This window comes from Flavobacterium sp. ACN6, from assembly GCF_002304005.1.
In the GTDB taxonomy this organism is placed as follows: domain Bacteria; phylum Bacteroidota; class Bacteroidia; order Flavobacteriales; family Flavobacteriaceae; genus Flavobacterium.
Genome location: NZ_MRCQ01000004.1, coordinates 355,153 through 367,303 on the forward strand (window position 1 = coordinate 355,153; position 12,151 = coordinate 367,303).

At 35.1% G+C, this 12,151-nt stretch carries 5 protein-coding genes and 1 pseudogene; all 6 read left to right on the forward strand.

From position 1 onward, the window contains the following. The first annotated feature begins 10 nt into the window (after nt 1-10). On the forward strand, nt 11-1,201 hold the full coding sequence (locus BSF42_RS08880) for a cytochrome c oxidase subunit II (RefSeq protein WP_095952718.1): 1,191 nt from the start codon (nt 11-13) through the stop codon (nt 1,199-1,201). Between the two features lie 30 nt (nt 1,202-1,231). Further along, entirely contained in the window at nt 1,232-3,034 is a 1,803-nt protein-coding gene (locus BSF42_RS08885; protein ID WP_095952719.1) for a cbb3-type cytochrome c oxidase subunit I, read from the forward strand. A gap of 176 nt (nt 3,035-3,210) precedes the next feature. Then, a complete protein-coding gene (gene ruvB, locus BSF42_RS08890) occupies nt 3,211-4,233 on the forward strand; it encodes a Holliday junction branch migration DNA helicase RuvB (RefSeq protein ID WP_095952720.1) in 1,023 nt (340 codons plus the stop codon). Nucleotides 4,234-4,244: 11 nt separating this feature from the next. Beyond that, nucleotides 4,245-5,591 carry a cytochrome P450 gene (locus BSF42_RS08895; RefSeq protein WP_095952721.1) on the forward strand — a complete coding sequence of 449 codons (1,347 nt, stop codon included), beginning with the start codon at nt 4,245-4,247 and terminating at the stop codon, nt 5,589-5,591. Continuing rightward, complete coding sequence (queG, locus tag BSF42_RS08900) at nt 5,591-6,514, forward strand: tRNA epoxyqueuosine(34) reductase QueG (protein ID WP_095952722.1); 924 nt, start codon at nt 5,591-5,593, stop codon at nt 6,512-6,514. The genes BSF42_RS08895 and queG overlap by 1 nt, the downstream gene beginning before the upstream one ends. Before the next feature lie 500 nt (nt 6,515-7,014). Continuing rightward, nucleotides 7,015-12,151 (forward strand): annotated as a pseudogene (locus BSF42_RS08905) (DUF11 domain-containing protein); the annotation flags it as partial.

The window sequence follows — 12,151 nt, forward strand, 5'->3', positions numbered from 1 at the left end:
AAGTAAACAGATGACAAGTTTGTTGGTAATTATAGTTTTAGTTTTATTAGCAGTTGCATTATGGCAATTGACCAAGATATTTGATCTTACTCAAGTAGGAGTATCTTCGGACGATTCTCAAGTTGCATCAGATAATGACAATAACATTCAGGGGTATATTATGTTTGGCTTTTTAGCTTTCATTTATATATTTACTATTTATGGTTTACTAAAATGGGGTAATTTAGCGCTTCATACTCCTGCATCAGAGCATGGACTTTTAGTAGATAATTTAATGAATATTACTTGGGTTTTGATTTTTACTGTTCAAGTAATTACTCAAGGTTTATTGTATTGGTTTTCTTTTAAATACAAAGGAAATAAAGATAAAAAAGCATTATTTTTTGCTGATAGTAATAAATTAGAAGCACTTTGGAGTATCATTCCTTCTGTTGTTTTAGCATGTTTAATTCTTTACGGATTGTATGCTTGGAATAACATTATGTTTGTTGATAAAGATGAAGATGTTGTTGAGATTGAATTATATGCTCAACAGTTTAAATGGACAGCAAGATATGCTGGTGCTGATAATACTTTAGGAAAAGCAAACGTAAGATTAATTGAAGGTGTAAATACTCTTGGAGTAGACATGTCTGATAAAAACTCTCAAGACGATATTGTAGTTTCTGAATTACATATTCCAAAAGGGAAAAAGGTGCATTTTAAAATGCGTTCGCAAGACGTATTGCACTCAGCTTACTTTCCTCATTTTAGAGCTCAAATGAACTGTGTTCCAGGTATGGTTACTGAATTTGCTTTCGTTCCAACTTATACTACTGCGGAATATAGAGAGTTACCATTTATGATTGAAAAAGTTGCACACATCAATAAACTTAGAGCTGAAAAAAGCGTTGAGTTAGTTGGAAAAGGTGGTACAGCTTTAGATCCTTACACATTTGATTACTTATTATTATGTAATAAAATCTGTGGAGCTTCACACTATAACATGCAAATGAAAGTTGTTGTAGATACTCCAGAAGAATACAAAAAATGGTTAAGCGAGAAAACTACTTTAGCTCAGGATATTAAAGCAGCAGCAGCTGCTGAGAAACCGGCTGCTGAAGGAACTGCACCAACTGACACTGCTGCAAAAGTAATTGACACTGTTAAAGCGGTTGTTGATACGGTTAAAGCAGCTGTAGCTAAAGTTGCGATGAAATAATATTATTAAGAAAATTTAAAGTACACATATATGTCAGCAGAAGCGCACGATCACGATCACGGACACGATCACGAGCACGAACATCATCATAAAGACACGTTTATTACTAAATATATTTTTAGTATAGACCACAAAATGATTGCTAAACAATACTTGATTACTGGTATTATCATGGGAATCATTGGTATTGCAATGTCCTTGCTTTTCAGAATGCAATTGGCTTGGCCAGAAGAGTCTTTTAAGATTTTTAATGTTTTATTAGGAGATAAATTTGCACCTGATGGTGTAATGGCAAATGATATTTATCTAGCTTTAGTTACAATTCACGGTACCATCATGGTATTCTTTGTACTGACAGCTGGTTTAAGTGGAACTTTTAGTAATTTACTTATTCCACTTCAAATTGGTGCAAGAGATATGGCTTCTGGATTCATGAATATGATTTCATATTGGTTGTTTTTCTTATCTGCTGTTATAATGTTAAGCTCATTATTTGTTGAAGCTGGACCAGCATCTGCAGGTTGGACGATTTATCCTCCATTAAGTGCTTTACCACAAGCAATTCCAGGATCTGGAACAGGTATGACTTTATGGTTAGTATCTATGGCTATTTTTATCGCATCTTCATTGATGGGATCTTTAAATTACATTGTTACAGTTCTTAACTTAAGAACAAAAGGAATGTCTATGACAAGACTTCCTCTTACAATCTGGACATTTTTCGTAACGGCTATTATTGGTGTTATTTCATTTCCAGTATTATTATCTGCAGCCTTATTATTGATTTTTGATAGAAGTTTTGGTACTTCATTCTTCTTATCTGATATCTATATTGCTGGTGAAGTTTTACATTACCAAGGTGGATCTCCTGTATTGTTTGAGCACTTATTCTGGTTCTTAGGACACCCTGAGGTATATATTGTAATTTTACCTGCAATGGGTCTAGTTTCAGAAATTATGGCTACGAACTCTCGTAAACCAATTTTTGGATACAGAGCGATGATTATGTCAGTTCTTGCAATTGCATTCTTATCAACTATTGTTTGGGGTCACCATATGTTTATTTCAGGTATGAATCCTTTCTTAGGATCTGTATTTACTTTTACAACTTTATTGATTGCAATTCCATCTGCTGTAAAAGCTTTTAACTGGATTACAACTTTATGGAAAGGTAACTTACAATTTAACCCTGCAATGTTATTCTCTATCGGGATGGTTTCAACTTTCATTACTGGAGGTTTAACAGGAATCATTTTAGGAGATAGTACTTTAGATATTAACGTTCACGATACTTACTTCGTTATTGCTCACTTTCACTTAGTAATGGGTATTTCTGCACTTTATGGAATGTTTGCTGGTATTTACCACTGGTTCCCTAAAATGTATGGAAGAATGTTGAATAAAAACTTAGGTTATATTCACTTCTGGGTAACTGCAGTTTGTGCTTACGGGGTTTTCTTCCCAATGCACTTTATTGGATTAGCTGGTTTACCAAGACGTTATTATACAAATACAAACTTCCCATTATTCGATGATTTACAAAATGTGAATGTTTTAATTACAACATTTGCTCTTGTGGGAGGTGCGTTCCAGTTAGTATTCTTATACAATTTCTTCAGTAGTATTTTCTACGGTAAGAAAGCAGTTCAAAATCCTTGGAGATCTACAACTTTAGAGTGGACAACTCCAGTTGAACATATCCACGGAAACTGGCCAGGAGAAATTCCTCACGTATACCGTTGGCCGTATGACTATAGTAACCCAAATCATGATGTAGATTTTGTACCGCAAAATGTACCAATGAAAGAAGGTGAAGAAGTTTTACACCACTAAAAAATAAAAGAAAGACCATCTGCAAAGATGGTCTTTCTTATTTAAAGAAGTATTATTAGATTTTAAATCATATTTAATGTTCCAAATACCAATGAAGTTTGATCTCTTGTATTTGGAATTTTTTATTTGGGAATTATCTATTTTACAAAACTAATTAGTTTCTCTATCTTTGTAAGATGAATGAAAATCTTGATCCTACTACGAAAGGATATAACCCAGAAGAATTAGATCTTGAAAAAAGATTACGTCCGCTGTCATTTGATGATTTTGCGGGACAAGATCAAGTTTTGGAAAATTTAAAAGTATTTGTTGCTGCAGCAAATCAAAGAGGTGAAGCTCTTGATCATGCTTTATTTCATGGACCTCCAGGTTTAGGAAAAACTACACTTGCAAATATTCTTGCCAACGAGTTAGAAGTTGGTATTAAAATTACATCTGGACCCGTTTTAGATAAGCCGGGCGATTTAGCTGGTTTATTGACAAACCTTGATGAGAGAGATGTTTTATTTATTGATGAGATTCATCGTTTAAGTCCAGTAGTTGAGGAATATTTGTATTCGGCGATGGAAGACTTTAAAATTGATATTATGATTGAATCAGGTCCGAATGCGAGAACTGTTCAGATCAATTTAAATCCTTTCACTTTAATTGGAGCTACCACAAGATCCGGATTGTTGACGGCACCTATGCGTGCTCGTTTCGGAATTTCTTCACGTTTACAATATTATACAACCGAACTTTTGACTTCGATTGTTGAAAGAAGTGCTTCTATATTAAAAATGCCAATTGCACTTGATGCAGCTATTGAAATTGCTGGACGAAGCAGAGGAACGCCTCGTATTGCAAATGCTTTACTTCGAAGAGTTCGTGATTTCGCTCAAATAAAAGGCAATGGAACTATTGATCTGGAGATTGCTCGTTACGCTTTAAAAGCTTTAAATGTAGATGCTCATGGTCTTGATGAAATGGATAATAAGATTCTATTAACTATCATCAATAAATTCAAAGGTGGTCCAGTTGGACTCTCAACTTTAGCGACGGCAGTTAGTGAAAGTAGTGAAACTATCGAGGAAGTTTACGAACCGTTTTTGATTCAGGAAGGTTTTATTATGCGAACACCTCGTGGAAGGGAAGTCACGGATAAAGCTTATAAACATCTAGGAAAAATAAACACAAACATTCAAGGCGGATTGTTTTAATTCAAATAGAAATGTCTGTTAATAAAAAATACAATTACCCGCCAAAGCTTTCTATTCTAAGATTCTTTTTAGATGCGGAAGGAGTGAGACGAAATCCTATACCGTATCATAAAAATTATTTTGATAGTTTTGGTGATTCTTTTTCTATAAAAATTGGAAGTTCTAAGCATATCATTTTATCAAGAGATAATGAGGTAGCACAATATATTTTGCAGAAAAACCAAAGAAATTATCATAAGTCTAAATTTCAATCGGTTTATCTTTCGAAATATTTAGGGAAAGGACTTTTGACCGTTGATGGAGAATTTTGGCTGAGACAAAGAAGACTTATTCAACCTGCTTTTCATAAACAAAAAATGAATCAGCTGGTTGATAATATGAGATTGACTATTATTTCTGAGTTAGATGGATTGATAGTTGATAAGAAAATCGATCTTTTTCCTGTAATGAGTGAGCTGGCATTTAATGTCGTGGCTAAGTCATTATTTCAATTTTCGATAGCAGAGGAAAAATTAAATCGTATAAAATATATTATTGAAGAAGTTCAAAATTTTCTAATAAAAGAAATTAGGCTTCCGCATAAGGTCTGGTGGTTTTCTATTAGTGGTCAAGTGAAAAAGCATCTTGAATTAGCCGAAGAAAATAACAAAATCATTCAAGGTATTATTGAAGAAAGAGTTAACTCAAAAAACGAGGTTAACGACTTGCTAAATATGCTTCTTGAAACCCGTTATGAAGATAGTGGTGAAGGAATGTCTATAAAGCAATTGATTGATGAAATTAAAATTCTTTTCATTGCCGGGCATGAGACAACTGCAAATGCATTGACTTTTACACTGCATTTACTGGGTAATGATTTTGATGTACAGGAAAAAATATTTGAAGAAATTACTAGAATAGAATCTGAAACTGATGATGTTGTAGAGCAGCTTCAAAAAATGACTTATACAAATGCAGTTTTAAATGAATCGATGCGCTTGTATCCACCTGCATGGATTACAGATCGCCAGAATGTTGAAGATGATACTTTAGGGGAATTTAATATAAAAGAAGGTACTTTAATTGGTGTTTCTTTTTATGAATTACATCGAAATCCAAAATACTGGGAAAATCCAGATGATTTTAATCCAGATCGATTTTTAGGCGAACAAAAGAAACATTCTATGCAATATTTCTATCCTTTTGGTGCTGGACCAAGGATGTGCATTGGAGCTGGTTTTGCGATTTATGAAATGTGTCTTGCAATTTCTTATATAGTTAAGAATTATAAAATTACTTCTGCTGGAAAAAGTGTGAATTTTAATCCATTAATTACATTAAAACCAGTAGGAGTAGAAGTCGTTTTTTCTAAAAGATAATGATTAATTCTAAAGAGAAATATTCAAAGTTTATAAAAGCCGAAGCCAAAAGACTCGGCTTTCTTTCTTGTGGAATATCTAAAGCAGGATTTCTAGAACAGGAGGCGCCACGACTTGAAAGATGGTTAAAGAATAATCAAAATGGCCAAATGGCTTACATGGAAAACCATTTTGATAAAAGATTAGACCCTACTTTATTGGTTGATGATGGGAAGAGTGTAATTTCACTTTTATTAAATTATTATCCAGAATCTTCGCAAAACGATGATAGTTTTAAGATATCTAAATATGCTTATGGACAAGATTATCATTTTGTAATAAAAGATAAATTAAAAGAATTTCTTCACTCTATTCAGGAAAACATAGGAGATGTATCGGGTCGTGCTTTTGTTGATTCGGCACCTGTTTTAGATAAAGCCTGGGCTGCAAAAAGTGGTTTGGGATGGATTGGAAAAAACAGTAATTTGATTACTCAAAAGGTCGGTTCCTTTTACTTTATAGCCGAACTTATTATAGATCTTGATTTAGAATATGATTACGCAGTAACCGATCATTGCGGATCATGTACAGCTTGTATAGATGCTTGTCCAACTCAGGCAATTGTTGCGCCTTATGTGGTGGATGGAAGTAAATGTATTTCTTATTATACTATAGAACTAAAAGAAAATATTCCTTTTGAAATGAAAGGAAAATTTGATGAATGGATGTTTGGTTGTGACACCTGCCAAGATGTTTGTCCATGGAATCGATTTTCTAAACCTCACGCAGAACCTTTATTCAATCCGAATCCTGATTTAATTTCTTTTACTAAAAAAGACTGGATTGAAATAACAGAAGAAACTTTTAAACTCGTTTTTAAAAACTCTCCCATTAAAAGAACAAAGTTTGAAGGCCTAAGACGTAACATAAAGTTTTTAGAATAAAATCTTTATGTTTTAATTACTTGTTTTTCAATAACTTACCGTTATGTTCTCCTTATTGATTCTTTTTGTCCTATCTTACAAATATTGATATTTTGTCAATAAATTCTGTAAGAATTTAAAATAATGATAATTATTTAAGAAATTTTTACTTCTTCATTATCAAATCTTTACATTTTTAGCGTTAAACGGACATGAACAATTGTTAAATATTGTTGTTTGACGAGTTTACTTGCAGTTTGTCGACAAATGTCGGTATAACTTCTTTCTTTATATAATTTCGTCGCTCCAAAACTACTTATAAACTTAAAACACAATAATGTGTATTGAACCTATCATGACTATGGTCCAAACGCTACTTAGCTTATTTAGAAGTCTTTCTGAGATTTTTATCGCAATTGTAAAATCCATTTTTTTCATTTTTTCGTATTTCACCTGTACCCTAAAAACTATCATCGGTTTTTTAGTGTCTGATATTTCTGTTCCACAAACTCAAGTTGTCTATGCGTAACTTTACTTTTAACTTGTCTGGATTTTCTAGACACATCTTTCTTATTGTTTTTTTATTGTTAAACGCTTATAGCGCTTCTGCTCAATTTTATGCGAAGCACTATATTGCACCTGCTCCTTGGCAGTATTTTAATAATGCTAATGAAATTGTTATAGCAACAAATTCTACAAGTACTGTAAACATTATTCTATCCAAAAGTGATGGAACATTAATCACTAACCTAACGGCAATTAAAGGGACTCCTGCTGTTTACAGATTTGTTGGTACGCCTAGTACAACTAAGGCCTATGTTTTTGATACTGTTTTAAGCGGTGCAGGATTAATTATAGAAGGTAGTGCTCCAGTTTCTATTAATTTAAGAAACGTCGCTTCTGATGCTTTATCGGGTACTAATGTAGATAAGGATATTAAAGGAAATGCCGCATTAACAAGTTTTGGAGATGCAGGGCTGGGAATAAGATTTAGAGTAGGATATTATAGAGATGGGTCTTTAGGAAATTTTAATAGTTACGGAGATCAGCGTCCTATTTATAGTATTATGGCCACTGTTAATAATACAACGATAAAAATTGATAATACTGTTAAAACTACTTTAAATGCTGGACAGAGTTATTTATTTAAAGCACCAATTGGAACGTTGGTTGAATCGTCTTATCCTGTTGTGATGAACACATCGGCTGCGATTGATACTCCTGGCGGTTGTGGGGATAGTGCATATAATCAGATTCCACCTGAATCTGTTTTGGGAACAGAATATTTTTTGGAAAGAGGAACAGGTAATAGTATAGCAGAGCAAACTACTGTTGTAGCAACAAAAGATGATACAAATGTAACTATTGAGGGGTATTCTTCTACTGGAGTACTGGTAACTACAACTACAATTAAGTTAAAGCTGGCAGGTCAGTTTCATACTTTTGTAAACGGTTCAAATGACACCAATTTTACAGCCTCACATATCGTTGCAGATAAAAGAGTGGCGGTATATTCGGGAACTGCACAAGGATGTGAGGTTGATATTTCAACTATTGCACCTGTTTCTGAATGTGGGGGTTCTGAATTTATTGAAACATCTAAATTTAAAGGCTATACATTAAATAATTTAGATTATTTTGGTTACATCCTTTTGAGGAGTAAATCAGAAGACGTAAAAATTAACGGAGTAAAAACTACAGATATTTCTGGAATTGGAGCGCGTTATGAAATTGGTTCAACAGGATGGTATATAATAAATTTTAATAGTGAGAAAATAGGAAGACCAGAGTTTCTTTCAATCGAAAGTAAGTCTAAAATGACTGTTTCGATAGTACAGCAAGCAGGTGGATTCTCAATGGCGGGATTTTTCTCGACTTTTGCTGCGCTGCCTGGTGATCCAGGGATGACTTATATTGAAGGGGGAGGCTGTACAAATAACACTGCAGAATTAACTACTCCTGCTGGTTTTGCACCTTATCAGTGGTATTATAACGGAACTGCAATTTCAGGAGCAAATTCTCCAACCTATACAGCAACAAAAACAGGTAATTATTCCGTTTCTTCTACTTTAGTTTGTGGAGCTCAAACACCATCAAAATCAGTTGCAGTTACTTTATGTACTGATTTAGGAATTACAAAAACAGTTGATAATACAACTCCATGTATTGGGTCTAATGTAGAATTTACTGTGAAAGTAAGTAATCTAGGCGGAAATAATGTTTCAGGTGTTTCTGTAACTGATTTGCTTCCTTCAGGATACACTTATGTAAGTTCGACACCATCAACTGGAGCCTATAATTTAGGAACAGGTATTTGGACTATCGGAGATGTGGAAGCACAAACATCACTGACTTTAAAAATCGTTGGGACTGTAAATGCATCTGGTAATTATACCAATACCGCATCATTACCAGCAGATATAGATACCAATACGGCAAATAATTCGGCTAGTGCTTCTGTAAATCCAAAATTATCAAATCTTATTATAACAAATCCAGCAGCTATTTGCGCGCCTGCGACTGTAGATTTAACAGCTGCGGGTATTACGACGGGAAGTACATCAAATATGACGCTTTCGTATTGGACAAATGCAGCAGCAACGACGGCTTTAGCTTCGCCTAATGCTGTCTCTACTGCGGGAACGTATTATATAAAAGCAGTTTCTGCTGATGGATGTCAGTTTATAAAACCAGTTGTTGCTGCAATTACTGCACAGACAGGTGTGCCGACAATTAGTGCTTCAACTACATGTCCAACAGGAAGTGTCACTTTAACGGCATCTGGTACTTCAGGAACTTATTTGTGGTCAACGGGGGCAACTACTCAGGCAATTACTGTTACGGCAGACGGAAGTTATACTGTTCAAAGAACAAATACTAATGGCTGTATAAGTAATAGTTCAACACCGTATGTTGTTACTTTTAGACCAAATGCACCAACGGCAAGTGATCAAACATTTTGTTCTTCGGAGAATAAAAAAGTAGGGGATTTAGTTGCTGCTGGTTCTAATATAAAATGGTATAGTGCTAATACCGGAGGGACAGCATTAGCATTAAGTCAGGTATTAGTTAATAACACAACTTACTATGCAGCTCAAACGGTAAATACTTGTGAAAGTTCAACAAGAACCCCAGTAGTAGTAACGGTAAATACAAAATCTTCGGCACCAGTTGCGGCGGCTTCACAATCTTTTTGCGCTGCTGATAATAAAAAAGTGGGTGACTTAGCAGCAACTGGCACAACAACCAGAAAATTCTATAATGTGTCTTCAGGAGGAACACCTCTTTTAACAACAGATTTTTTGACTAATGGAGATTACTACGTTAGCCAAACGGCAAATAGCTGTGGAGAAAGTGAAAGAACTAAAATTACTGTTACTATAAACACAATACCGGCAGCACCATCGGCTTCGACTCAAACATTCTGTTCAACAGATAATAAAACGGTAAGTAATTTAACACCTTCAGGTACTGCTTATAAATGGTACGATGTTTCTTCAGCAGGAACAGCTTTGGGAGCAACAACAGTTCTTACTACAAAAACGTATTATGTTGTTCAAACTAACAGTTGTGGAGAAAGTTCAAGAACTCCTGTGTCTGTTGTAGTAAATAATACAGCAGCACCAACAGCTTCAGCACAAACATTCTGTTCGATTGATGGCAGAAAAGTCAGCAATTTAACAGCATCAGGAATCGATTTAAAGTGGTATAGTGCTAATACAGGTGGAACGCTTTATACTGGAAGTGAAGTGTTAAGTACAGGAACATATTATGTTACACAAACCTTAAACAGCTGCGAGAGTTTAAGAACCGCAGTATCTGTAACGGTTAATAATCCGTCAGCACCAAATGCATCAGCTCAAACATTTTGTTCTGCAGATGCAAAAAAAGTAAGTGATTTAACACCTTCAGGTGCAGCATACAAATGGTACAATGCATCGACTGGTGGTACTTCTTATGCAGGAACAGAAATACTTGCGAATGGAAATTATTATGTAAGCCAGACTGTAAGTGGTTGTGAAAGTCCTAGAACTTTGGTAACGGTTACCATAAATCCTACGCCGGCCGCACCAACAATTTCTGCTGGTGGAGCGACAACATTCTGCCAAGGTGAAAATGTAACTTTAACGTCAAGTGGTGGTAGTAGTTATTTATGGTCTACAGGAGAAACAACAGAATCTATTACTGTTTCTGCTTCGGGAAGTTATAGTGTTCAGATAACAAATGCTTCAGGATGTCCAAGTGCATTTTCAACTGAAACAAATGTAACAGTAAATTCTATCCCATCAGCACCTACGGCATCCGTACAGTCATTCTGTTCAGCAGAAAATAAAACAATAAATGATTTAACGCCATCTGGAGCTGCTTACAAATGGTATACAGCATCAACAGGAGGCAGTGCTTTAGCATCAACAGATGTAGTAACGTCTAGAACTTATTATGTAAGTCAAACAACAAACGGATGCGAGAGCCTACGAACAGCAGTTAATGTAACGGTAAATCCAACCCCAGCAGCACCTTCAGCTTTAGCACAATCATTCTGCTCAGCAGATAATAAAACAGTAAGTGATTTAGCACCATCGGGAGCTGCTTACAAATGGTATACAGAGTCAACAGGAGGCAGCGCTTTAGCATCAACAGCTGTTTTAACTACAAGAACATATTATGTAGCTCAAGCAACAAGTTTGTGTGAGGGTTCAAGAACAGCTGTGGCTGTAACTGTTAATTCGAATCCAGCAGCGCTAACTTTAACTGGAAGTGCAATTTGTTCATCTGTCGCAGGAACTGGTACAATTACATCATCAACTTCAGCAAATGGAGTAAGTTATCAATTATATAATTCAAGTAATACGGCAGTTCAATCCTCTCAAACAGGAAATGGTTCAGGACTTACATGGTCAAATCTTGCAGCAGGTACTGGATATTATGTCATTTCATCATCAAGTGTAACACCAGTATGTACGGCATCAAGTAATACAGTAGATATTACGACTACAGTAAATCCGTCAAAACCAACATTTGATTCCGTTACACAACCTGTATGCGACACATCAACTGGAAGTTTTACAATTACAAATTACAATTCTACTTATAATTACATTATATCCCCTAGCGGAGGTACATTGAATACAATAACAGGTGTAGTTACAGCATCAAAAGGAACATATACAGTTACAGCCACATCTAATGGTTGTACATCTGATGTTTCAGATTCAGTTAAAATTAATTCGGAAATTTGTGCACAAGATGATTCTTCATTCACAGCAGTTCCAAATGCATTAACGACAGTAACAGTTGGAAATGTAACTACAAACGACAAGCTAAACGGAGCAGCAGTTACGGCATCAAACACAGATGTAACAGCAATTACAACAGGTCCGTTAAGTATTGATGCGGACGGAGTCCTGACTCTTGCGCCAAATACTTTATCAGGCACTTATAAAATTACATACCAATTATGCGAGACAGGCGCAAACCCTGCAAATTGCGATACAGCAGAAGCTGCGGTTGTGGTAAAAGGAACTTTGGACGCAAAAGATGATTCTTCATTTACAGCAGTTCCAAATGCATTAACGACAGTAACAGTTGGAAATGTAACTACAAACGACAAGCTAAACGGAGCAGCAGTTACGGCATCAAACACAGATGTAACAGCAA

Coding starts and splice junctions, on each gene's coding strand:
- BSF42_RS08880 (WP_095952718.1), top strand. CDS start 11: ATGACAAGTTTGTTGGTAATTATAGTTTTAGTTTTATTAGCAGTTGCA.
- BSF42_RS08885 (WP_095952719.1), top strand. CDS start 1,232: ATGTCAGCAGAAGCGCACGATCACGATCACGGACACGATCACGAGCAC.
- ruvB (WP_095952720.1), top strand. CDS start 3,211: ATGAATGAAAATCTTGATCCTACTACGAAAGGATATAACCCAGAAGAA.
- BSF42_RS08895 (WP_095952721.1), top strand. CDS start 4,245: ATGTCTGTTAATAAAAAATACAATTACCCGCCAAAGCTTTCTATTCTA.
- queG (WP_095952722.1), top strand. CDS start 5,591: ATGATTAATTCTAAAGAGAAATATTCAAAGTTTATAAAAGCCGAAGCC.